The sequence below is a fragment of the Microbispora rosea genome, from assembly GCF_044460045.1.
In the GTDB taxonomy this organism is placed as follows: domain Bacteria; phylum Actinomycetota; class Actinomycetes; order Streptosporangiales; family Streptosporangiaceae; genus Microbispora; species Microbispora rosea.
In genome coordinates, this window is record NZ_JBITJO010000003.1 from 682,806 (window position 1) to 705,737 (window position 22,932).

General features: G+C 72.3%; 15 protein-coding genes and 3 pseudogenes. 5 read left to right on the plus strand and 13 right to left on the minus strand.

All coding sequences use genetic code 11. The features are described 5' to 3' along the window. Nucleotides 1–28: 28 nt before the first annotated feature. The 7 genes from ACIBK1_RS15440 to ACIBK1_RS15470 form a co-directional block, all read right to left on the minus strand. Entirely contained in the window at nt 29–2,269 is a 2,241-nt protein-coding gene (locus ACIBK1_RS15440; RefSeq protein ID WP_396735341.1) for a P-loop NTPase fold protein, read from the minus strand. Nucleotides 2,270–2,379: 110 nt separating this feature from the next. Further along, nucleotides 2,380–4,962, minus strand: coding sequence for a CBM35 domain-containing protein (locus tag ACIBK1_RS15445; protein WP_396735344.1), 2,583 nt, complete (start codon nt 4,960–4,962; stop codon nt 2,380–2,382). A gap of 97 nt (nt 4,963–5,059) precedes the next feature. Continuing rightward, a complete protein-coding gene (locus ACIBK1_RS15450; RefSeq protein ID WP_396735347.1) occupies nt 5,060–5,911 on the minus strand; it encodes a carbohydrate ABC transporter permease in 852 nt (283 codons plus the stop codon). Beyond that, the gene (locus ACIBK1_RS15455; RefSeq protein ID WP_396735350.1) at nt 5,908–6,861 is read right to left on the minus strand and encodes a carbohydrate ABC transporter permease; all 954 of its coding nucleotides are present in this window, start codon (nt 6,859–6,861) and stop codon (nt 5,908–5,910) included. The genes ACIBK1_RS15450 and ACIBK1_RS15455 overlap by 4 nt, the downstream gene beginning before the upstream one ends. 42 nt (nt 6,862–6,903) lie before the next feature. Then, nucleotides 6,904–8,238 carry an ABC transporter substrate-binding protein gene (locus ACIBK1_RS15460; RefSeq protein WP_357324301.1) on the minus strand — a complete coding sequence of 445 codons (1,335 nt, stop codon included), beginning with the start codon at nt 8,236–8,238 and terminating at the stop codon, nt 6,904–6,906. Nucleotides 8,239–8,286: 48 nt separating this feature from the next. Further along, complete coding sequence (locus tag ACIBK1_RS15465; protein WP_396735353.1) at nt 8,287–10,425, minus strand: alpha-galactosidase; 2,139 nt, start codon at nt 10,423–10,425, stop codon at nt 8,287–8,289. Between the two features lie 205 nt (nt 10,426–10,630). After that, complete coding sequence (locus ACIBK1_RS15470) at nt 10,631–11,677, minus strand: LacI family DNA-binding transcriptional regulator (RefSeq protein ID WP_396735356.1); 1,047 nt, start codon at nt 11,675–11,677, stop codon at nt 10,631–10,633. 104 nt (nt 11,678–11,781) lie between these two features. Between ACIBK1_RS15470 and ACIBK1_RS15475 the strand changes: the two genes are divergently transcribed. Beyond that, the gene (locus ACIBK1_RS15475) at nt 11,782–12,639 is read left to right on the plus strand and encodes an AraC family transcriptional regulator (protein ID WP_396735359.1); all 858 of its coding nucleotides are present in this window, start codon (nt 11,782–11,784) and stop codon (nt 12,637–12,639) included. A 57-nt stretch (nt 12,640–12,696) separates the two neighbouring features. Here ACIBK1_RS15475 and ACIBK1_RS15480 read toward each other — a convergent pair whose 3' ends face one another. From ACIBK1_RS15480 to ACIBK1_RS15505, 6 genes are all read right to left on the minus strand, one after another. After that, a complete protein-coding gene (locus tag ACIBK1_RS15480; RefSeq protein WP_396735362.1) occupies nt 12,697–13,644 on the minus strand; it encodes a hypothetical protein in 948 nt (315 codons plus the stop codon). Nucleotides 13,645–13,718: 74 nt separating this feature from the next. Next, on the minus strand, nt 13,719–14,468 hold the full coding sequence (locus ACIBK1_RS15485) for an SDR family NAD(P)-dependent oxidoreductase (protein ID WP_396735365.1): 750 nt from the start codon (nt 14,466–14,468) through the stop codon (nt 13,719–13,721). Next, nucleotides 14,465–15,352 carry an NAD(P)-dependent oxidoreductase gene (locus ACIBK1_RS15490; protein WP_396735368.1) on the minus strand — a complete coding sequence of 296 codons (888 nt, stop codon included), beginning with the start codon at nt 15,350–15,352 and terminating at the stop codon, nt 14,465–14,467. The genes ACIBK1_RS15485 and ACIBK1_RS15490 overlap by 4 nt, the downstream gene beginning before the upstream one ends. 135 nt (nt 15,353–15,487) lie before the next feature. Continuing rightward, on the minus strand, nt 15,488–16,741 hold the full coding sequence (locus ACIBK1_RS15495) for an MFS transporter (protein ID WP_396735371.1): 1,254 nt from the start codon (nt 16,739–16,741) through the stop codon (nt 15,488–15,490). Between the two features lie 221 nt (nt 16,742–16,962). Then, nucleotides 16,963–18,729 carry a thiamine pyrophosphate-dependent enzyme gene (locus ACIBK1_RS15500; protein ID WP_396735373.1) on the minus strand — a complete coding sequence of 589 codons (1,767 nt, stop codon included), beginning with the start codon at nt 18,727–18,729 and terminating at the stop codon, nt 16,963–16,965. Nucleotides 18,730–18,796: 67 nt separating this feature from the next. Beyond that, a complete protein-coding gene (locus ACIBK1_RS15505) occupies nt 18,797–19,045 on the minus strand; it encodes a hypothetical protein (RefSeq protein ID WP_143734573.1) in 249 nt (82 codons plus the stop codon). 428 nt (nt 19,046–19,473) lie between these two features. Here ACIBK1_RS15505 and ACIBK1_RS15510 point away from each other — a divergent pair. The 4 genes and pseudogenes from ACIBK1_RS15510 to ACIBK1_RS15525 all read left to right on the plus strand — a co-directional run. Continuing rightward, a pseudogene (locus ACIBK1_RS15510) lies at nt 19,474–19,911 on the plus strand (FAD-binding oxidoreductase); the annotation flags it as partial. A 254-nt stretch (nt 19,912–20,165) separates the two neighbouring features. Then, nucleotides 20,166–20,630 (plus strand): annotated as a pseudogene (locus ACIBK1_RS15515) (FAD-binding oxidoreductase); the annotation flags it as partial. A 109-nt stretch (nt 20,631–20,739) separates the two neighbouring features. Further along, a complete protein-coding gene (locus ACIBK1_RS15520) occupies nt 20,740–21,075 on the plus strand; it encodes a hypothetical protein (protein WP_396735376.1) in 336 nt (111 codons plus the stop codon). Then, nucleotides 21,065–22,927: pseudogene (locus ACIBK1_RS15525) on the plus strand (thiamine pyrophosphate-dependent enzyme). The gene ACIBK1_RS15520 and the pseudogene ACIBK1_RS15525 overlap by 11 nt, the downstream one beginning before the upstream one ends. Nucleotides 22,928–22,932 lie beyond the last annotated feature (5 nt).

The following is a 22,932-nucleotide window of genomic DNA, read 5'->3' on the forward strand; positions in this document are numbered from 1 at the left end:
ATCGGAGCGTGTGCCCGCCCGCCGGAGACTACGGACGGAGCGGCGCCAGGTCGTCGCCCGCGCCGGAACAGGCGCGGATCACGTCCGGCGTGAGCGTCACCCCCGGCACGCCGCACAGCACCTCATGGAGGTCCTCCGAGGGCGCCAGCTCCCGGAGCGACTCCGGGAGGCCCTGCGCGCCGGAACCTTCCATGATCAGATCGATGGCCTCGGGATGCGCCTCCAGGTAGTCGGCCAGCTCCGGCCATCGGATACGAAGAAGCGTCCACAGCGCGAGGGTGTCGGTCGGCACCAGGCTGCCCTCCAGAACGCGTACGGCACGCAGGACGGTGTAGGTGTTGACGAACCGCTTCATCGCGCGCGGATTGCTGTGCAGCAACCGGGAGAACTTCGCGAGGGCGTGCCGGGAGACGTCCTGTACGCCGGCGTCGAGGATCCGTTCGACCGCCTGCGCGGCCACGATCTCGCGGACCCGGGGGTCGGCTTTCGCCAGCGTCTCCAGCACCTCGATTTCGTCGCTGCTCGCCGTGAGCGCCGCGCGGACCTGGCCGGCTGTGGCAGGCGCGGGCCTCTCGACGCTCACGCCGAGCAGCCGGCCGAAGTACAGGTCCCTGTTGGCCCCGCCGAGCCTGGGCATGGGGACGCTGAGCTGGAAGAGCTTGTCCAGGAACAGGTAGCCGATGGGCCGCCCCGGCTCGGCGACGGCCGATTTGAACGTCTCGTACGCGTTCTCGTAGGCGCAGCGCAGCCAGGCGCCGTCCATCGCGACGACGAAGCTCGGGGCATGCCAGCCGGGGGTGCGGCGCGCGGGCCGCCGCCAATGCGCGGGCACGTCGCGGACAAGCGTCTGGACGGAGTCGAGGAAGTTCACGACGTAGTCGGCGGTGCAGCGGTCGAGGTCCTCGACGAGGACGACGATGGGCCGCCCGGCGTGGCGCACGAGCCAGGCGATGTGCTCGGCGACGTCGTTCATGGGATCGGTGTGGGAGTCCTCGAAGGTGCGGGCCCTGCGCGCCGACGCCCACATCGCGTACCTGCTGAGGAGGATCCCGGCCGTCCACAACGCGCCGGCCGCTCCGACGACGGTCGTGACGGTCTTGAAGGCCGGCTCGACGCTGCGGACCGTGATGACGCCCGCCCTGAGCAGCAACGCGGCGAGGAGCGCTCCGCCCACCAGCAGCAGCCCCGACAGCACCTGAGGGGCGCCGTCACGGCGGACGCGCGCCAGCAGCTCTCGCAGGAGGAAGAGGGGACGCCGCCAGCGAGGCCTGTGCTGGACGACCGCCTTGCGGATGGTGACGAGCAACGCCCACCAGGGCGGTTCGATGCGGACGTGCCGCCAGGTGTCGAAGAAGGCCACGATCGAATCGCTGTGCAGTTCGCGGGCGAGCAGCTTGAGCAGGGTGCTCTTGCCCGTTCCCCACGAACCGTCGACGTGCACGAGGAACGACGCGTCGGGGGTCTCCGTGCGCGCGTGACGCAGTTGCCTGGCGAGCACGTTCGCCAGCGCGGTCCGCTTGAGCATGTCGTGGTCGGCCGGTGCGTCGCTGACCCACTGCGTCCGCTCCCGCCCGCCGGACGCGACCTCCGCGGCTCTCCGGCGCCGGCCCTCGGGAGCCGCGGCGGCTCGCTCCGGGGCGGAGCGGACGACGGCGTCGAACTCCGGCCACGTCTCGGCCAGAGCGGGAGCCGGGCTCATGTATCCCGCTCTGCCGCCTTGCCCGTCCGCCGCGAAGATGATGCCGAGCACCGCGCCGAGTTCGGGGCTCCAGACGGGCGCTCCGGAGTAGCCGCCCGTGAACCCGGCGCTGTCGGTCACCTCCAGTTGGACGGCGCCGCTCGGCAGGCTTCCCACCGTGCGCCCGGACACCCAGCGCCCGTCCGGGTAGCCGTTCGGGAAACCGTAGACGCTGACCTGAAGGCCGGGCGGCGCGGAGGCGGCGAACTCGACCGGCCGGACGTCCGGCGGCAGCGCGGTTTCCAGCCGGAGAACGGCGAGATCCCCCGTCGGCGGTTCCGAACCGGGTGCCGCCGACGCCAGGAAGTGGACGCCTGCCCGCGAAGGCCCCGTGCGAAGGAACGGGAAGTCCACCAGCACGGTCTTCGGCGGTTCCTCCCTCCCGCGGGTGATCACGTGCGCGCACGTCAGCACGAGATCCGCGGCGACGAGGACTCCCGCGCCCGCGACCTCCCCCGTTTCGTCGGCGATACGGGCGACGGCCTGCTCGACTGTTGCCTGCTCGGCTGGGGGAGCCGGGGGTGTGCTCATGGTCACATCGTCCTACGCGCGGACGGGACATGCGGTCCGTCTTGCCCACCGTCCCCGTGGATGCCCGCAGGAGGAGGGCCCGCCGTGCGGGACACGGCGGGCCGTCCCGGTCACTTGGCCGTGTTGTCGACCTCCAGCACGAGCCGCGCGAGCTCGAGCCGGTCGAGGTTGGGCGCGTACGCCGTCGCGTTGCCGAGGACGAGCGCCCCGGAGGCGGTCGTCAGGGTGAGCGGCGTCGCCTGGGACCAGAAGTTGTCCCAGGCGTAGCCGTGCCGGAAAACGCCGCGCGTCGTCGCACCGCCCGTCTCGGTGATGTCGAGGAACCGGCTGATGACGTCGGTGTTGTACGGGTGGCCGGTGTTCCTGTCGGCGTTGGCGTAGTGCGCCACGAGGACGTATTCGCCGGGGCCGAACCCGGCGGGCCGGGTGAGGGTGAGCGTGTTGCCCGCGCCGTTGCCGATGTCGCCCACATAGGCGCCGCCGGAGGCGTTCGAGCCGCTCGTCGCCGGGACGGCGACCACGCGGGCCGCTCCGGCGCGCTGCGCCTGCTCGGCCTCGATCCGGTAGGCCGCTGCGTCCGCCTCCTCGGCCCTGACCGTGGTAAGGCCGCGCAGCCGCAGGCCGGCCGGGCCGCCCACCTCGATCACCGAGACGCCGGCCGGGAGGTAGACGCGGGCCCGGGAGGCCGCCTCGCCGGGACGCGTCGCCCGCACGCCCGCGATCCTTCGCCCGTCCACGCGGACGCCGAGGTCGCCGGCTCGGCCCGCCTTGTAGGAGAAGGTCAGGTCGTAGTAGCCGTCCTCGCTCACGGCGGCGAAGAACGTGGCCCGGGCGTCGCCGCCGAGGGTGACGGCGGCGCCCCTGCCCTCACGGGTGATGCCCGCGCCGCCGGACAGCCGGGCCTCGTCGGCCGGGTAGGCCGCCCGCTCGGGGCCGGTGATCTCGGTGAGGTCGAACTTGTCCAGCGTGATGTCGCTGCCCGGCAGCGGGGTCGTGCCGTCGGTGCTGGTGCGCAGGGAAAGCTCGTGGGCGCCGGCGGTCAGCTCGACCTCGACGTCGGTGCGGCCGCGGTAGGTCCAGCCGAGGTCGGCCGAATACTGCACGATCTGGTCGAGCTTCCCGTCCACGAACAGCGCGTGCCTGCCGGGGGCCTTGTTCGCGCCCTGGAAGATCCCCAGGCGGTAGCGGCCGTCGCGCGGCACGGTCACCGGGAAGGTGACGGCGGAGCCGGCCGTCTTCATGGAGCCGACGTCCCGCTTGCCGGAGGTCGCGTAGAGCTGCGGGTCGGCCGTGGTGTCCTGGTCGTGCACCTGGGCCGAGGCAAGGCCGGCAGACTCGGCCTCCACCGAGACGCTCCACGGCGCGTCGGCCGCGGGCGCGCCGCCGCTCGACGGGACGATCGTGACCCGGTAGGCGGCCATCACGTCGCCGCCCGGCAGGTCGACCCGCAGCGTGCCGCCGCGCAGGGTGGTCCGGGTGGCCGCGACGACCGGCGGCTGCGTGGCGTCTCCCTCGTAGCCGGACCACGTCGTCCTGGACACGACGACGTCGACCTGCCTGCCGAAGACCGCGGGGTCGAGCCCGGAGAGGTCGAGCCGGACGGGCGCGGCGCCGCCGCCGACCAGCACGGTGCCCCGCCGTACGGAGGGGTCGACGGCCGCGAGGGCCTGGACCGTGTCGGGGACGTCCGGCCGCGGCGGGGTCACCTTCACCGTCTGCCCGGTCAGGTCCGCGTACCACTTGAGCAGCCACCACGCGCCGTTGGCCTGGCGGGTGCGCACCGCGTGGTCGGAGAGGTTGCCGGCGTAGGTCCAGAACGCCATGTCGGCGTCCACCTTGGTGTCCTCGAACATGGTGATCCACTGGATCATCTGGCCGGGCACGGACATGTCACGCCGGTTGCCGTACTCGTCGATGTTGATCGGCAGCGGGCCGACGCCGAGGTCGCGCTCCATCCGCCGGTAGTCGTCGTAGTGGCCGCGATAGGCGGCGAGGCTGCCGCGCGACAGTTCGTGCCAGGCCATGATGTCCGGCAGGCAGCTCTTCGCGCCGCAGGCGGTGTCCCTGGCCCAGGTGAGGAAGTCGCGCAGGCGGCCGGGGTTGTAACGGGCCTCGTTGGGGCCGACGATGCGGGCGCCGGGGTCGATCGAGCGGATGCGCTCGACGACCGCCTTCCAGTCGTCGAAGAATTTCTGCTTCATCGTGGACCAGTTCTGGTACCAGATGCCGTCGGGCTCGTTGAACGGCACCCACACGAACCTGTCCTTGTCCTGCGGGCGCTCCGCGACGACCTTGCGCACCATCGCGTCGACCTTGGCGAGGTAGTCGTCGATGCCGAGGTTCTCGTAGGGCCACTTGCTGTAGACGTCCTGCATGTAGACGACGATCTCCTCGCCGCCCGCGGCGAAGAAGCCGTCCGCGATCGTGAGCGCGTCGCCGTTGGGATGCTGGTCGCCGTCCGGAGCCTTCTGCGCGACCGTACGCGGCCGGGCGCCGGCGACGAGGGGGTCCCCCGGGACGCCCGGGTCGGACAGGCCGTACAGCATGCCGGTCGCGCCGCCGTGGACCGGCCCGGTGTGCTGGGCGAAGTCGACCGCGACGACGTCGGCGGCGGCGGTGTCCGCGTCCGCCGGTCCGGCGACGGGCCCGGCGGTCAGGGCCGCCGCGGCGAGGGCCGTGGTCGCGGCCGTCATGCGGGCACGCCGGGATGACCTTTGTCGGTGCATGGGTGTCCTCTCCTGTTACCGGGACGCGGGGGCGCCCCTGAGGGGGGCTGTCACTCCGCGGCGCTCACTTGACGGCGCCGCTGGTGATGCCGGAGATGATCTTGCGTTGGGCGACGGCGAAGACCACGACGAGCGGCAGGCTCATGAGGATGACGTAGGCGAAGATGAGGTGCCAGTTGTCGAGGTAGAGCCCGGCGCTGGCGACGCGGAAGAGGTTGAGCGGCAGGGTGTCGAGGCGGCCGCCGACCACGAAGAAGGCGTAGAAGACGTCGTTCCACACGTAGAGGCAGACGAGGATCGTGGCGGTGGCCAGGACCGGCCGCAGCAGCGGCAGGACGACGTGGAAGAAGACGCGCAGGGGTCCCGCGCCGTCGATCTGCGCGGCCTCCTCCAGCGAGACGGGGATGGTGCGGACGAAGCCGGTGACGAAGAAGATCACGGTGGACATGTAGATGCCCATGTAGACGCCGATCATCCCGACGGCACTGCCGGCGAGGCCGAGCTGGCGCAGCAGCAGCACGACCGTGACCACCGCGGGAGGCAGGATGATGCCGCTGATGGCGAGCGCGTACAGCACGGCGTTGAGCCGGGTGGCGCGCCGGGCGAGGATCCAGGACGCCATCGACCCGAAGATCAGTACGCCGGTCACGGCGGGCACCACGACGAGCAGGCTGCCGAAGAACGCGGCGGGCACCTCGCCCTCGCTCCACACCTCCCCCAGGTTCTCCAGCAGGTGCCAGTGGGTGGGCGGCGTGAGGTCCGGGATGAGGGCCTCGCCCCGCGACTTGCCGGCGGTGGCCACGACGAGCCACAGAGGGATGCCGATGGTGACCAGTGCGAGCGCGGTGGCGGCGAACGGCTGCACGCGGCCGGTCGCGGTGGAGGCGTCGCGGCGGGCGGGGGAGCGGGGCGTCACAGGATCTCCTCGCGCTTGCGCAGGATGCGGATGACGGGGAACGCCATGAGCGACACGAGCAGGAACAGCACCAGGCTCATGGTCGTGGCCTGGGCGAACAGGCCCTGTCCGAAGGTCCGGTAGATGAAGATGTTGAGGATCTCGGTCGTCCGGGCCGGACCGCCGCCGGTGGTGGCCTGCACGATGTCGAAGCCGTTCATGGAGCCGAGCAGGGCGGTGGCGACGTTGAAGGTGATCGCTGGGGCGAGCAGCGGGAAGCGCAGCCGCCGGAACGCGTGCCACCGTGACGCGCCGTCGATGCGGGACGCCTCCATGATCTCCTCGGGGATCGTCTTGAGCCCGGCCAGGTAGATGAGCATGGACAGGCCCATCCACTTCCACGCGTGGACCACGGCGACCACGACGATGGTCCATCGGGTGTCGCCCAGCCAGGCGTAGCCCACGTCGTGACCGACGAGCTGCGACAGCAGCTGGTTGAGGCTGCCCTCGGGCTTGAGCAGGGCCTGGAAGATGTAGCCGACGGCCAGGGCGGACATCAGCACCGGGATGAGGAAGAAGACCCGCAGCGTGCGGTTGACCCAGGTGTCGCGCTCCAGCAGGAGGGCCAGGCCCAGCCCGAAGAGGTTCTGGAAGACCGCCACGAGCACGGCGTAGACCACGGTGACGCGCAGCGCGGAGAACAGCGTGCCGCTGGAGGCGAGGTCGGCGAAGTTGCCGAACCCGACCGGCCTGATGGCGCTCTTGAAGCCCGACCAGTCGGTGAACGCGTAGACGAAGTTGAACGCGGTCGGCAGGAAGAAGAACACCAGCAGGATCGCGAGCGCCGGGGCCATGAACCACATCGGGTGGGTCCGGTCCTGCCCGCGGCGGGCGCGGCCGGCGGGACCGCGCGGAGCGGGCGGCGGCGCGAGCGGCCGGTCCGGGACGGGGGTGTCCGTGGCAGTCAGCATGGCATGTCCTCGGGTGACTGGCGATGGGCCTGTCGTCGGGCGTCAGAAACCGGCCGCGCCGGCGGCCTTGGCGAGCTGGGCGAACTGCTCCTGGGTGGTGGAGGCCACCTGCTCGGGCGTCATGGTGCCGGTGATCATGTCGGCGAGGTTGATGTACAGGTCCGGGTTGGCCACGGCCAGGGCCTGCATGGAGCCGACGGCCGCGCCGAGGGAGTCGTGCACCTGCCGCAGCGCCTCGGGCACCGAGGCCGGGCTCGGCACGCCGGTCTCCAGGGACACCGTGTTGCGGTCGGCGACGAAGTCCTTGTAGCCCGGGCCCATCCAGAACGACAGGAGCTGGCGCGCGGCGGCCTCGCGCTTGGCGTCACCGGTCCTGAAGGCCACCAGGGCGTTGGACTGGTCGGGGATGAAGGTGCCGACGTTGCCGCTCGGGGAGATCGGGAAGAAGCCGATCCTCTTGTCGAGGGTGGCGGTGTCCGCGGTCGCCTGGAGCTGGCCGAAGAACGAGTTGACCTGCACCGCCATGGCCGCCTTGCCGTCGAGCAGGGCCTTGCCCTGGTCCTCGAACGTGGCGGTCTTGATGTCCTTGTTGAACAGTCCCTCGTCGATCAGCGACTTGTACCTCTTGATCGCGTTGAGCACGACCGGGCTGGAGAAGGTCTCCTGACCCTTGTTGATCTTCTCCCAGAGCCCGTCCTTGGCGGCGTCGGCGAGCTGGACCTGGACCCACCACTGGGTGGCCCACCGGTCTCCGGCCATCTCGTAGAAGGGGGTGACGCCCTTGGCCTTGAGCGTGCGGGCCAGCTCGATCATCTCGTCGAAGTTCTTCGGGGTCTCGGTGATCCCGTTGGCCTCGAAGACCTCCTTGTTGTAGTAGACGCCCTCGACGGCCGGGCTGGTGATCAGGGCGGCGTACCGCGTGCCGTTCAGGATCCCGGTGATGTCCTTGAGCTGGGGGGCCAGCTTGGACAGCCAGGGGGCCTGGTCGAGCGGCTGCAGGTTGGTCCTGGCGTTGATCGCCGTGAGCATGGACGCGGTCGGCTGCCAGAACGCCAGGTCGGGCTTGTCCCCGGTGGCGACCTTGGTCTGCACGCCCTGCTCGTACGGATCGGGGATGGTGACGATCTCGACCTTGGCGCCGGTGGCCCTGCCGAAGGCGTCGACGACCTGCTTGGGCACGGTGTTGCTGTTCTGCGCGGCCCAGATCGTCAGGGTGACGCCGTCGAGCCTGGCCGTCGGCTCGGCCCAGGTGGCGGCGGCCGAGTCGCCCGCGGTGCCGCCGCCGGCGTCCGCGGAGGAGTCCACAGAGGGGTCGCTGCAGGCGGCGGCGCCCGCGGCGAGCACGGCGACGACCGCGAGGGTCTGCCATTTCTTCATGGGTTCGATCTCTCTTCCGGGGGGCGTCCGGACCGCAGGCCCGGGATGTCAGAGCGGGAGGGATGAGTCGGGCGGGGACGCATGTGAGATGCGGAAAATGCGGGCAGAAGGGCCGGGAACCGGCTTGGTGAGGACGAGCCGGCCCCTCTCCTGGTCCCACTCCCCGTCCCAGGCGGGCAGGTGGCGGGGGTAGACGACCTCGACGCCGACCCGGCGTCCGGCGAGGTGCGGGAGGGACAGCGAGGCCGTCGTCCGCTCGTCCGCGCGGCACCAGACGCCGACGTACGTGTGGCCGGGGGTGGTGAGGCCGAGACTGAGCCAGGGGTCGGCCCAGCCCGGCAGCCCCAGCGGCCAGACGGGGACGGCCGCCGCGAGGTCGCCGCGGATGCCCCGGTAGGCGGCGACGGCCGCCCTGACCGCGTCGCGCTGCGCGCCGGTCATGGTGGGCAGGTGGCCGGACAGGTAGAGGCGGCCCAGCATGCCGGTGCACAGGCTGTAGGCGACCTGCTCGTCATCCATGCCGGGCTGGGGGTAGGCCCAGCTCGCGGACTGCTCCGGCAGGACGGACAGGGGAGCGGCCACCGCGATCGGGGGATACAGCAGGGGGTCCTGCTGGTCGCTGGTGGACTGGAGCTGCATCCGCGACAGCAGGGCGTAGTCCATCCGCATCGCGCCGGAGGCGCAGTTCTCCAGGATCAGGTCGGGGTGGCGGTCCAGCACCGCCTCCAGCCACGCCAGGTGGGCCCGGTTGCAGGCGAGCAGCCCCGCTCCCGGGCTCACGGCGTCCACGTCGGTGCCCGCGCCGGGGTCGATGTTGTAGTCGAGCTTGAAGTAGCCCACGCCGAGCTGTTCCACGAGCCGGTCGACGACCTCGTCGAGATGGGCGACGGCGGCCGGGTGCCGCAGGTCGAGGTGGTAGCGGCCGTGCTCCACGATCCTCGTGCCGCCGCGCTGCAGGAACGCCCCGGCGGGCAGCTTGCCGGCCATCGGGCTGCGCACGCCGATCACCTCCGGCTCCAGCCACAGGCCTGGGACCATGCCGCGCGTCCTGATGTGGGAGAGCACCTCCTCGATGCCCCGCGGGAACCGCGTCTGGGACGGCTGCCACTCGCCCACGCTGTCCCACCAGTCGCCGCCGTCGTCGTACCAGCCGGCGTCGATGCAGAACACCTCGGCGCCCGCCTCGGCGGCGGCGTCGATCAGCGGGATGAGCTTCGCGGTCGTCGGGTCGCCCATGAGGGTGTTCATGTAGTCGTTGAACACCACGGGCAGGCGGGCCCGGTCCTGATGAGGGCGCACCAGGGCGCGCCGGTGGGCGGTCAGAGCGGCCACCGCGCCATGGAGTCCTTCGCCGTGCAGCCCGCCGGAGGAGACGGCGACCGACGCCGGGACCGTGGTGAACGACTCGCCGGGGGCGAGGACGGTGTGCCACTGGTGGTCGATGTCGGTGGGGCCGAGCAGCGCGACGTAGACGCCGTCCCTGCGCTCGCCGATCTCCCACCGCCACGGGCCGTTGTGCTCGACCTGCCACAGCCACGCCCGGCCGGATTCCCGGTCGAGCAGTCCCGCTGTGGGCAGGTGCTGCCCGGTCGACCAGGTGCCGGTGCTGGTGACCGCCAGGCGGCCCCGGCCGTCCTGGCCGTGCAGCGGCAGGTTGAGGTCGGCGGTCTCCTCGCGCAGCGGGCGTACGCGCCAGCGGCTCTCGCCCAGCCACTCGCTGTCGCCGCGCACGACGTCCAGCCCGCCGGCCGAGCCGGCCGGGAACCCGGCGGCGAACGAGGTCACGCCCAGCACGACCGCCTCGTGGGCGCCGCGGTTGTCGATCGTCGTCCAGGACCGCACGGCCGGCACGCCCTCGGCCGAGCGCAGGTGCGTGTGCGCCTCCAGGCCGGTCTGCTCGTCCCTGAGGGTGATCCGCAGCTCGTGCCACTTCCCGTCGCGGACCTGCTCGGCCCCCACGTAGGTGAAACGGCGGCCGACGGCGGTGTCGGAGAAGCGGTGGGAGGCCCGCGCCCGTCCCTGCCCGGCCAGCAGCACCTCCACGAGAGGCTGCGCGGGCGATCTCGGCACCGGGCCGCCCGCGCTCAGCTCGCGGATGCCCACCACGCCGTCGGGCGATATGGCGATCACCACCCGCAGTGCCGAGTGCCCCCACACCAGGCTGGTCTCGGTGTGCCGTGAGTTCAACTGCGTCTCCTGACGATCGCGCCGGGTTCTCCGGAGCAGGTGTGTGACCGGTCACATCGACATAAATGCGAGTGTGACCGGTCACACAATCGAGGGGAAGGGCCCGTTACGGTGTTGTTAACAACATCCGGCGCCGCGCCGGGCCCGCCGTCGGCGCCGCCGCATCGGCCCGTGGCCGCCGGTTACGGCTCGCCGCGGATGCGGCTCAGCCGCGCGGCGGCGCCGTCGACTCGCGCACCACCAGCCGCGGCGGCGTCAGCGACACGGCCGGCTGAGGCTCCCCGGCGAGCTCGGCCAGCACCGCCGCCACCGTGGCGCGGCCCAGCCCGGCGAAGTCCATCTCCACCGTCGTGAGCGCCGGCGTCCAGTACTTCGAGCCCGGCACCCCGTCGAAGCCCACGATGCTCACGTCACCAGGCACGTCCTTGCCCGCCTCGAACAGGGCGCGGCGCACGGCCAGCGCGATGTCGTCGTTGCCGCACAGGATCGCGGTCACGCCGGGGTCGGCGGCCAGGACCCGTCCCGCCTCGTACGCCGACCGCACGTCCCAGCCCGCCGGCACCACCGGCGGGACGGCCGCCCCGGCCTCGTCCAGCGCGCGGCGCCAGCCCGCGAGACGCCCGCTGTGCTCCGACTCCGACGGGATGGCCACGTGGTGGACGGTCCGGTGTCCCAGCGCAAGCAGATGCCGCGTCGCCTCGCCCGACGCCTGCTGCTCGTCCAGGCAGATCGCCGGGCGGCCCACCACGGGCACGCCGGGCTCGATCGCGGCCGCCGCGGGCAGGGAGTCGGGGAGCGCGCGCAGCACCGCGATGCCGGCCGCGTCGAACGCGATCACGATCACACCCCCGGCGCTCGGATCGCTGACGTAGTCGGCGGCGTTGCGCACGTCGACGTCACGGTCCGACTCGATCACCCGCACCCCGACGGCCAGGCCCTCGACCCGGGCCGCCTCCTCGATGCCCTGCAGCGTCGAGGCGTAGCCGTACAGCATGGTGTCGGAGGTGACCACCGTCACGCCCCGGGCCCGTCCCGTCCCCAGTGCCCGGGCCACCCGGTTGGGCCGATACCGCAGCCGTTCGATGACCTCCATGACGGTCCGCCGCGTCTCGGCGCTCACCTTGGGCGAGGCGTTGAGCACCCGGGACACCGTCTGCCGGGACACGCCCGCGGCCGCCGCGACGTCCCGGATGCTCGGCGCCGTCTCCCGGCCGGGCCGCGGCGAGGGCACCTCAACAGGGGTTTCGTTCACGCCCCCATCGTGATCGGTGGGGCGAGCCGGGGTCAAAACCGCCGCCTCCCGCTCCGGCGGGACGTGCTCCGGCCGCCGGCCGCGAACGCCTGTAGTCTCGGCGCGTGCGGCACGAGTCACCGGACGGCGGTGCGGGCCTGCGACGGCATCTGCCGGACGGCGGGACCCGACCCGGCCATCGGCTGCGGTTCGGCTCCGGCGCGGCGGGCATCGAACGGCTGGAGGCGTCGCTCACCGGCGAGGGCTTCGCCACGCACCGCCACGACACGTACGCGATCGGGATGACGCTGCGGGGCGTGCAAACGTTCCGCTATCGCGGTGAGCAGCGGCACTGCCTGCCGGGGGAGTGGCACGTCCTGCACCCCGACGAGCCGCACGACGGCGTGGCGGGCACCGACGAGGGGTTCGCCTACCGGATCGTCTACCTCGATCCCTCCCTCGTCCAGGACGCGCTGGGCGGGGCGCCGCTGCCGTTCGTCGCCGATCCCGTGATCGGGCGGCGCGACGCCGACCCCGCGCTCGCCGCGTGCCTGCGGGACATCGACGAGCCGCTGGACGAGGTCGAACGGCTCACGCTCACGCTGCGGGTGGTCCGCACGCTCGTGCGGCACTCCTCCGTACGGCCGGGCAGGCGGGCTCCGCTGGCGCTGGAGGCGCTGGCCCGGGTGCGCGACCTGATCGCCGGCGACCCGGCGGTGCGGCGCACGCTGGCGGAGTTCGAGCAGGTCTCGGGCCTCGACCGGTGGACGGTCGCGCGGCAGTTCCGTGAGGCGTTCGGCACCAGCCCGACCCGCTTCCGCACGATGCGGCAACTCGACCTGGCCCGCCGGCTGCTGCGCGACGGCGTGCCCCTGGCCGAGGCGGCCCAGCTCGCCGGCTTCGCCGACCAGGCCCACATGTCGCGCATGTTCAAACGGGCCTACGGCCTCACGCCCGCGAAGTGGACCGCCGCGCTCGCCTGACGGATCGGCCCGGCCGGATACGAGCCGTGCGGTCGTCGACACAGACCTCCCGGGCCGTCACTCGGCGAGGACGTAGCCTCCCACCGAGGACGGGATGACGAAGGAGTCGAGCCGCCGCAGTTGGTGCGTGGAGCGGTTCACCCGATACCAGGTGTGCGTCCTGCGCAGGTCACCGTTCACGTGACGATCGGAGCGGGTCAGCACGTCGAGATGGCCCGCTCTGTCCCAGCGTGCCGTCAAGGCGGTCTCGCCCTTGCGGAGCCGGATGGGGATGCTGGTCCTCTTCGCGGTGGCGAGGTTGCGGGTGAGGACCACGTTCTTCACGGAACCGCCGGTCTTCGTCCACTTCGGGGCGGCCACGGTGACGCCGTCGGGGCCGAGGTCGCCCCGCATGTACACCGACCGCCGTAACTTCACCGACCACGTGCCGGTCGCGTAGAGCACCACCCTGCGGTTGTCGCCCGCCATCATGCGCTTCCCGTCCGGGCTGAAGTCCCATGTCTGGTATCCCTTCGGCAGGGTGAACACCTTCCCGGTGGTCGTGTCCGCGACCCGGTTGACCTCCCGTTCGGAGGCGTCCACGCCGCGCATGCCGAGGAACCGGCCACCCGGAGAGAGGGTGAGCGCGTCCATCCGGAGGTCGTCCGGCCACGTCACCGTGGAAACTTCGCGCGCCCTGCCGGTCGCGGCCTCCCAGATCGTGAGCACGCCGTCCTTCCCCGCGAAGTACGCGGCCTGCGCGCCGTCCTGGGAGACGGCGATGACGCCGGCGACGGTGTACTCGTCGGGCGCCACGGTCCTGCGGGCGTAGGGGAGCGCGACGACACGGCCGTTGCTCAGCCAGAGCTTCAACGGGCCGCAGGGATGGCGGCCGCCGCCGGCCTGGAGGCAGGACCCGAGACCCGCGTAACGGATCACGGGCGGGGCAGCCGCGGCCCCGGCCTGGGGGGTGGTCATGAACGGCACGGCGGCCAGCACCGCGGCCGACGCTACTCGGGACAGCATCCCGACATCTTCGCATGATGCCGACATCAAGGATGGCGATCGCGTTCGATCCGTCTTCCGGGGCCGGTCACGACCTAGAGTCCGCCGCCGACGTCGAGGACGGTGCCGGTGACGTAGGACGCCTGGTCCGACAGCAACCAGACGACCGCATCGGCGATCTCCTCCGGCCTGCCGGGACGTCCCATCGGGATACGGGCCGCCACCCGCTGCGCCCGTCCCGGTTCCCCGGCGCGGGCGTGGATCGTGGTGTCGATCGTTCCCGGCGAGACGGCGTTGACCCGGATGCCCGCCGGGGCGAGCTCCCTGGCCAGTCCCACGGTCAGCGTCTCGACCGCCGCCTTGGTCGCGGCGTAGGCGACGTACTCGTTCGGCGAGCCGGTGCGCGCCGCGATCGAGGAGACGTTGACGATGGCGGGCGGGGTCGCCGGTGTGCCTGCGGTCCAGCGCCGCGCCGCCTCGCGGCACAGCCGTACGGGCGCCACCAGGTTCACCTCGACGACCCGCCGTAGATCGGCATCGGTCAGATCGGTGAACGGCCCGATCCTGCCGGTCACCCCCGCGTTGTTGACCAGGCCCGCGACCTCGCCGACGGACTCGGCGAGCTCGAACAGCCTCTCCGGCGCGTCCTCCTCGGTCACGTCGAGCCGTACGCCGCGGGCCAGGGCGCCGGAGCGGCCGAGCTCGGCCTCCAGCGTCTCGGCCTCGGCGTCCGAGCTCGAGTGCGTGAAGACGACGCCGTATCCGTCGTCGCACAGGCGCCGCACCGTGCTCCGGCCGATCCCGCGCGTGCCTCCGGTGACGATGACGATCGGGTGAGCGGTCATCCGCGTGTTTCCTCCTTGTGCGTCCTGGCCTCGATCGCGTGGACGACGGCGGCCATGTCCAGATCGGCGTGGCCCAGCGCGAGGGTCTCGCCGAAGAGGGCGTGGCAGACGTCGAGCAGCGGCGAGGCGACGCCGGCCCGGCGTGCCGCCTCGGCGATGAGCCGGTTGTTCTTCAGCACGTCGGCGATGGCGGCCTGGGCGGCGAAGTCACGCCCGGCCAGCTTGACCGCCTTCACCCGCGACACGTCGCTCGCCATCTGGCCCGAGTTCAAGACGTCCACGAGCAGCCCGATGTCGAGGCCCTGGCGCTCACCGAAGTGCAGCGACTCCGCGAGGCCGGTGACCGTGGTGATCAGGAAGATGTTGACGGCGAGCTTCGTCAGCAGCGCCTTGGGCGCGGGCCCGCACACCACCGTTTTGACGCACATCGGTTTCAGCAGCGGGCGGACCTCCTCCACGGCCTCCGGCCGGCCGGCGAGCATGACCACCAGTCGCCCCTGCTCGGCCGGCACCCGGGAGCCGGAGATCGGCGCCTCGACGTAGCCGCCCCCGGCCGCGAGCACGTCGGCCTCCAGCCCCGCCGAGTAGGCGGGGGAGGTCGTGCCCATGTGGACCACGACCCGGTCCGCGACGTTGCGGGCGAAGGCGGGCGTGCCCCGCTCCAGCACCGCGTCGATCGCGGCCTCGTCGGCCAGCATGAGGATCACCACCCGCGCCCGCCGGAACACTTCGGCCGCGCTGCCGGCCACCTCCGCGCCCGCGGCGCGCAGCGGCTCGCTCCTGGCGGCCGTGCGGTTCCACACCACGAGGGGGGTTCCGGCACGGACCAGGTTGAGCGCCATGGGCTGCCCCATGATCCCGAGACCGACGAAACCCACGTTCATCCGTTCGCCTCCCCGCGCACGTCCCGTGCCGCACTGGCGGCACGCCGGGGACCGTTGTAGCCCATGGCACGGCGGCGGTCTTGAACGATTGTGCCCGTACGGAGACTGCTCACCCTACGCGGACCACGACCGCCGTCACGAAGCGGCCGGCTCGCGCCGGCTCAGCGCCTCGTAGACGAGGGTGCCTGCGGCCACGAGGGCGACCACGGCGGCGTAGACCAGCGAGGTTCCCCGCAGGCCCTGCGTGGTGATGGCGATCCCGGCGATCAACGCCGGGATGCTGAAGGCCAGGTAGCTCACCACGTAGATCGCCGAGATCAGCGCGGCTCGCTCGTGCGGCGCCGCGAGCTGGCTGACCGTCCGGAAGGCGCCGAGGTAGGCCGGCCCCCACCCGGCGCCGGCGACGAGCGTCGCCGCGACGAAGGCGGTCAGCGAGGATGACGCCACGGCGACGATCAGCAGGATCGTTCCGAGGAGGAGCAGCAGCGTTCCCTCGCGCTGGAGACGCTCCGGCGCGCGCTTCCTGAGCAGCACCGACACGAACGCCGAGACCGCGGCGAGCGCTCCGAGCGTGAGGCCGATCGCCGCGTGGTTCTGCTCGTCGAACACCGTCGAGAGCAGCGAGGCCCCGACGGAGAGGATCAGCCCGCCGAGCATCCAGGTGGAGAGCATGACGGGGGTCGCGCGCAGGAACGCACGCTTGGCCGGGGTGGGGACGAGCACCTTCGGGCGCAGCGCGGCGGCGGCGCCGGGGGTCCGCGCGACGGTTTCCGGTAGCACCGCCGTCGCGACCGCGAGGCCGATGAACGCCGCCGTGAGAATCACGAAGATCAGCCGGGTGGGGTGCGGCGCGTATTGGATCAGCACGCCGCTCCCGATCGTGCCGATGCTCAAGCCCGCGGTGGTGGCCGCGCCGTTGACGAGCGATCCGAGCCGTGAGCCGTCGGTGGGTTGCAGGTCGAGCAGGAACGCACCGACCACACCGATCGCGGCACCGGTCGCGAGGCCCTGGATGACGCGGGCGGCGAAGAGGGCGGCGACGCCGTGCGCGCCGAGGAAGACGGCCATCGCGGCCGCCTCGGCGACCAGCGCCGCGGCGAGCACCGGGCGGCGGCCCAGGAAGTCGGAGAGCCGTCCCACCGTGAGCAGGCTGACCAGCAGCGCGAGCACGTAGACGGCGAAGATCGCCGTCAGCGTGAGGGCGCTGAAGCCGAACTCGGCCTGGTACACGGGATAGAGCGGGCTCGGCGCACTCGATGCGGACAGCAGGATGGCGGTGGTGCCCGCCACCAGCCAGAAGGCCGCGGTGCGCGGCAGCGCCGGGAGGCCGCGGCGTCTCACCGCCGGGGTGTCGAGGGCGTGCTGTCGTTCGTGCAAGCGACTTGTCATCGTGGCTCCGGCCTGACGTTCGAAATAGATCGAACGCTTGTAACCGCCCCGCCCCCGCATTTAGTTCCAAAAAACTCGAAGTATTCGCGCGCCGAGACGCGTGACCTTCGCCACTCCGCGCTCACGCCGCCGAGCCGGCCGTCACCCTGCGCGATCCGTGCGGCCGGCCGGGAACGGGTCCCGCGGGTACGCCCGGTCGCGCTGCGGGTCGTGCGGAACCGTCAGGACAGCAGCTCGTTGATCTTGTCGCGGGCGACCGTGGCGAGGACGCCCGCCTTGTGCGGCTGGCCGCGCAGGAACGCCTCGGTGAAGTGCTTTGCCTGCTCGTACTTGACCTTGCCCGGCATCGGCGGCTCGTCGGGATTGACGTCGCAGTCCACCAGGGCCGGCCCGTCGTGCGCCAGCGCCTCGCGGATCGCGCCCGGCAGGTCCTTCGGGTCCTTGATCTTCGCGCCGTACGCGCCGCAGGCGCGGGCCCAGGCGGAGAAGTCGGCCTCGGGCTGCCGATGCCGCACGGCGTACTCGGGGTAGCCGAGGATGATCTGCTCCCACAGGATCTGCCCGTAGCTGTTGTTGTTGTTGATCACGACCTTGATCGGCAGGTCGTGCCGTACGGCCGTGAGGAAATCGGCCATGAGCATGGCGAACCCACCGTCGCCCACGAAGGCGATCACCTGGCGGCCGGGGAAGGCGTGCTGCATCCCGATGGCGTACGGCAGGCCCGGGGCCATCGTGGCGAGGTTGCCCGACAGGTAGAACTCCCGCCCGCCGCGGATCGTCCAGTGCCGCGCGGCCCACGTCGCGATGGTCCCGGAGTCGCAGGTCAGGATGGCGTCGCCGGACGCCGCCTCGTCGACGCAGCCCATGAGGTACTGCGGCGCGACGGGGTCGCGGCCCGGGTCCTGCAGCGCCTTCATGTCCTCCCGCCAGGCGTCCATCTTGCGCTGGTACTTCTCCAGGAACGACCGGTCCTCGGCGGGATCCAGCATCGGCAGCAGCGCCCGCAACGCGAGTCTGGCGTCGGCGGCGACCGGGGCCTGCGTCGGCCGGCGGATGCCGAGCAGGGTGGGGTCGGTGTCGATCTGCACCACTTGGGCCTGCCCCTCGGGCGGCAGGTACTTCCCGTAGGGGAAGGACGTGCCGACCATGAACAGCGTGTCGCACTCCTCCATCAGCTCCTCGCTCGGCGCGGTGCCGAGCAGGCCGAGCCCGCCGGTGGTGAGCGGGTGGTCGTCCGGCACCACGAACTTGCCGGGCAGGCTCTTGACGATGGGGCTGGCCAGCCTGTCGGCGACCGCCAGCACCTCCTCGCGGGCGTGCCGCGCGCCGACGCCGACGAGCATGGCGATCTTCCGGCCCCGCCGCAGCACCTCGGCCGCCCGGGCCAGATCCTCCTCGACCGGCCGCAGCGGCGGGAGTGAGCAGGTCGTCAGGCTGGCGGGCGGGGTGCCGGGGCCGATGTGCCGGTACGGGTCCTCGCTCGCTGGCGCCACCTGGATGTCGTTGGGGAAGGTCAGGTGCGACACCGTCCGCTTGGTCAGCGCGTTGCGCACCGCGAGGTCGACCACGCCGGGCATCTGCTGCGGATTGGTGACCATCAGGTTGTAGGCGGCGAGGTCCTGGTAGAGGCGGTCGAGGTGGACCTCCTGCTGGTAGTGGGTCCCCAGCACCGAGGTCTCCTGCATGCCCGTCAGGGCTAGCACGGGCACATGGTCGAGCTTGGCGTCGTACAGGCCGTTCAGCAGGTGGATGGCGCCCGGCCCCGAGGTCGCGGCGCACACGCCGAGACGGCCGGTCGCCTTCGCGTAGCCGGTCGCCATGAACGCGGCGGCCTCCTCGTGGTGGACCAGGATGAAGCGCAGCTTCTCCCGGTGCCGGCGGAAGCCCTCCATCAGGCCGTTGATCCCGTCACCGGGAAGCCCGAAGATCGTGTCGACCCCCCACTCCACCAGTCGCCGGGCCAGGCTCTCACCCACGATCTCGGTCATGTCCGCCTCCGATCGACATCGGTCGTACGGGCGCCCTCGCTGATCGGCGGCGCGTCCGGGCGTGCCCTCAGCGGCCCCGCGCCCTGCCTCTCGCGGCCGGCGCGGTCCGGTGACCGCTCCACCAGCCGAGGACGTACGCGGCGACGAGGCCGGCGGCGACGGCGAGCTGCTTCGGAGACGAAAGGGCCGACTTGGCCTGCTTCAGAGCGCCCTTCGGGTCGGCCACCGCGCCCGCGACGCTGCCGATCGCCGACGCCAGGGTGTCGCCCGCGCTCTTCACCGCGTTGCTCTGCACGTTCATCATCGATACCTTCATGATCGGCTCCGGCATCGAACGGCTCGCCCGGGGTGCCCTTCCCGCCCCCGATGCCCATAAACGACGCCGCAGGTCATGGCGGCTTTGTGGGCAGCAGACCCGCATATCGCACGGTTCGCATGGATGTATCCCCGCCGCGCTTTTACCCGCGCCCGCGGTCCTGCCCGCCCTCAGCGGGAAGGGTCGCGCCAGAGGCCGCCGCAGAGGCCGCCGCCGGTCCGCGGCGCACGCGGCCGGACGGCGAGATCCGCGAGGAGGCGGAGATGACCCGTGTCTTCCCGAGACCGCCGCCGTCGGCGCCGTCCCGCGCGTGGCCGGGGGCGGCGGAGGCCAGGAACCCGCCGCTTCCTCCGTACGCCGGGGAACTGCGCGACCGGCTCACCGAGGCGATCGCGGGCGAGGTCGGGTTCGGCGGCGGCGACCGGGCCATGTACGCCTACGACGCGTCCGTCTACCGGCAGGTGCCGGTCGGCGTGGTGACGCCCAGGGACGCCGCCGACGTCGAGGCCGCGCTGGAGGTGTGCCGCCGCTTCGGCGCTCCCGTGCTCGCGCGCGGCTGCGGCACCTCGCTGACCGGGCAGGCCGTCAACGGGGCCGTGGTGTTCGACTTCACCCGCCACATGGACGGCATCGTGGAACTCGCCCCCATGCGGCACACCGCGCGGGTGCAGCCCGGCGTCGTCTGCGACCGGCTCAGGGACGCCGCCGCGCCGTACGGCCTGACCTTCGGCCCGGATCCCGCGACCCACGACCACGCGACGATCGGCGGCATGGTCGGCAACAACTCCTGCGGCACCCACTCCCTGACCGCGGGCAAGACCGTCGACAACATCGAGGAACTGGAGATCGTCACCTACGACGGCACCCGCATGCGGGTCGGCGCCACCGGCGAGGACGAGCTGGAGTGCGTCATCGCGGCAGGGGGGCGGCGCGGCGCGATCTATGCCGGGCTGCGTCACATCCGCGACACCTACGCCGACGCGATCCGCCGGGGCCTGCCGGTCATCCCCCGCCGGGTGTCCGGTTACAACCTCGACGCGCTGCTCCCCGAGAACGGCTTCCACGTCGCACGGGCGCTCGTGGGCTCGGAGGGCACGCTGGCGCTCACCCTCGACGCGACGTGCGGGCCGCCCGGCTGGTCCGGGCCGTGCGGTCCCGCCCGCACGGCCCGAGCTGCAGGTTCTACGACGACCCGGCCGACGAGGCCGCGGTGTGGGAGATCCGGCGCCACTCGGCGGGCACCGCCCGCATGCCCGTCGGGCTCGGCGGCCACGGCGGCTGGCCCAACTGGGAGGACGCCGCCGTCCACCCGGACGTCCTCGGGCCCTACCTGCGCGATTTCCTGCGCCTGCTCGACCGGCACGGCTACGACGCCGTCTTCTACGGCCACTGGGGCCAGGGATGCGTCCACAGCCGCATCGACTTCGACCTGCGCAGCCTCGGCGGCGTCCATGCCTTCCGGCGGTTCATGGAGCAGGCCGCCGACCTCGTCGTCGCGTACGGCGGATCGCTGTCGGGGGAGCACGGGGACGGGCACGGGAGGGCCGAGTTGTGGCCGCGCATGTTCCCGCCCGAGCTGATGCGGGCCTTCGAGGAGTTCAAGCGCGTCTGGGACCCCGACGGCCGGATGAACCCCCACAAGCTGATCGACCCCTACCCCCTGGACGCGCACGTCCACGGCGGCGGGGGAGCGGGTGCTGCTTCCGAAGGTGCGCGCCGCGGGCCCCGGCACACTGATCGTCGCCGACGGGTTCAGCTGCCGCGGCCAGATCACCGCCGGCACCGGCCGCAGGCCTCTGCACCTGGCCCAGGTGCTCGCGCTCGCGATCCGCGAGGGCGAACTCGGACCCGCCGCCGACGGCACCGCCGCCAGGGCCGCCGGTGACGGAGCCGGTGACGGAGCCGGTGGCCGTGCCGGGCTGCGCGCGCTCGTCGCCGGCGGCACAGGAGCCGCCGTCGCCGTCGCGGCGGCACTGGCCGCCAGGCGGCGCGTACGCGTGTCATCGAGGGAGACCCATCATGGGCGATGAGCTCACCACCGCGGACGTCCTCGTCGACCGGCTGATCCAGTGGGGGGTGGACGTCGTCTTCGGGCTGCCGGGCGACGGCATCAACGGCCTCATGGACGCCCTGCACAACCGCCGGCGGGACCTGCGCTACATCCACTGCCGTCACGAGGAGGTGGCCGCGATGGCGGCGGTCGGCTACGCCAAGTTCACCGGGCGGCTCGGCGTGTGCTTCGCCACCTCGGGTCCCGGCGCGGCCCACCTGCTCAACGGGCTGCTCGACGCGCGGACGGACCAGGCGCCGCTCCTGGCGATCAGCGGCATGACCTACCACGACCTCATCGGCACCAGCAACCTGCAGGACGTCAACACCGACTACATGTTCGACGACGTGGCGCTGTACAACCAGCGCATCATGGGGCCGGCGCACGTCGTCAACGTCACCGACTACGCCGTGCGCACCGCGCTGACCCAGCGCGGCCCGGCCCACCTCACGTTCCCGATCGACTACCAGGCGGCCCCGGCGAGCTCGGGCAGCCGCTTCCGGCGCAACGTCGAGGGCCACACGTCCACCGCGTACCGGCCGCCGATCCGGGTGCCGCGGCGGCAGGACCTCGACGCGGCCGCGCGGGTGCTGTCGGGACGGAGCAGGCCGGTCATCCTCGCCGGGGCGGGCGCCCGCGGCGCGGTGGACGAGCTCGAGGCGGTCGCGGAGAAGCTCGGCGCGCCGATCGTGAAGGCCCAGCTCGGCAAGGACTGCGTGCCCGACGACAGCCCCTACACCACCGGGCCCATCGGGCTGGTCGGCAGCCGTCCGAGCGAGGACGCGATGGAGGAGTGCGACGCGCTGCTGATCGTCGGGTCCACCATGCCGTACATCGAGTACTACCCCGCGCCGGGGCAGGCGGTGTGCGTCCAGATCGACGACATGCCGGAACGGCTCGGCCTGCGCTACCCGGTGGACGTGCCGCTGGCCGGCGACGCGCGGGCCACTCTGGCCGAGCTGCTGCCGCTGCTGACCCGCAACGAGGACAGGTCGTTCCTGACCCGGGCCCAGCAGGGGATGCGCGAGTGGTGGCGGCTCATGGAGGAGCGCGGCACGCGCGCCGACATGCCGATGAAGCCGCAGGTGCCCGCCTGGGCGCTGAACGGCGCGCTCAGGCCGGACGCCATCGTGTGCGGCGACTCGGGCACGGTCACGAGCTGGGCGGCCCGGCAGATCAAGATCCGCCGGGGGCAGATGTTCAGCTTCTCCGGCACGAACTGCTCGATGGCGGCGGGCCTGCCGTACGCGATCGGCGCGCAGGTCGCCTACCCGGGCCGGCAGGTCGTCGCCTTCACCGGGGACGGGTCGCTGACGATGCAGCTCGGCGACTTCCTCACCGCTGTGCAGCACGACCTGCCCATCAAGATCGTGGTGGTGAAGAACAACTCTCTCGGCCTGATCAAGTGGGAGTAGATGGTGTTCCTCGGCAACCCCGAGTACGGCGTCAACCTCGCCCCGATCGACTTCGTCGGGTTCGCCGAGGCGTGCGGCGCCCGGGGAATGTGCATCACCGACCCGAGAAGCTGCGCCGACCAGATGTACGAGGCGCTCTCCTGGGACGGTCCCGTCATCGTCGAGTGCCTGGTCGACCAGCACGAGCCGCCGCTCCCGGCCAAGGTGAAGAGCCACCAGGTGCGCAAGCTGACCGAGGCGCTGGCCCAGGGCACGCCCAACCGCAACCGCATCGCCCTGCAGATGGTGAAGGACATGCTGGACGAGTCGAGCTTCGCGGCCAGCCCGGCGCACGCCGTGCCCCGCAAGGTCGGCCAGGCCGCGGCAACGCTGGTGGGCAGGCTCCGCGACCGCGCCAGGGGCGAGCACCCCGAGTAGGGGCC

Bases quoted from the DNA above. Each gene is read 5' to 3' on its own strand.
- ACIBK1_RS15440 (WP_396735341.1), bottom strand. From the start codon at position 2,269: ATGAGCACACCCCCGGCTCCCCCAGCCGAGCAGGCAACAGTCGAGCAG.
- ACIBK1_RS15445 (WP_396735344.1), bottom strand. From the start codon at position 4,962: ATGACGGCCGCGACCACGGCCCTCGCCGCGGCGGCCCTGACCGCCGGG.
- ACIBK1_RS15455 (WP_396735350.1), bottom strand. From the start codon at position 6,861: ATGCTGACTGCCACGGACACCCCCGTCCCGGACCGGCCGCTCGCGCCG.
- ACIBK1_RS15460 (WP_357324301.1), bottom strand. From the start codon at position 8,238: ATGAAGAAATGGCAGACCCTCGCGGTCGTCGCCGTGCTCGCCGCGGGC.
- ACIBK1_RS15480 (WP_396735362.1), bottom strand. From the start codon at position 13,644: ATGCTGTCCCGAGTAGCGTCGGCCGCGGTGCTGGCCGCCGTGCCGTTC.
- ACIBK1_RS15485 (WP_396735365.1), bottom strand. From the start codon at position 14,468: ATGACCGCTCACCCGATCGTCATCGTCACCGGAGGCACGCGCGGGATC.
- ACIBK1_RS15490 (WP_396735368.1), bottom strand. From the start codon at position 15,352: ATGAACGTGGGTTTCGTCGGTCTCGGGATCATGGGGCAGCCCATGGCG.
- ACIBK1_RS15495 (WP_396735371.1), bottom strand. From the start codon at position 16,741: ATGACAAGTCGCTTGCACGAACGACAGCACGCCCTCGACACCCCGGCG.
- ACIBK1_RS15500 (WP_396735373.1), bottom strand. From the start codon at position 18,729: ATGACCGAGATCGTGGGTGAGAGCCTGGCCCGGCGACTGGTGGAGTGG.
- ACIBK1_RS15505 (WP_143734573.1), bottom strand. From the start codon at position 19,045: ATGAAGGTATCGATGATGAACGTGCAGAGCAACGCGGTGAAGAGCGCG.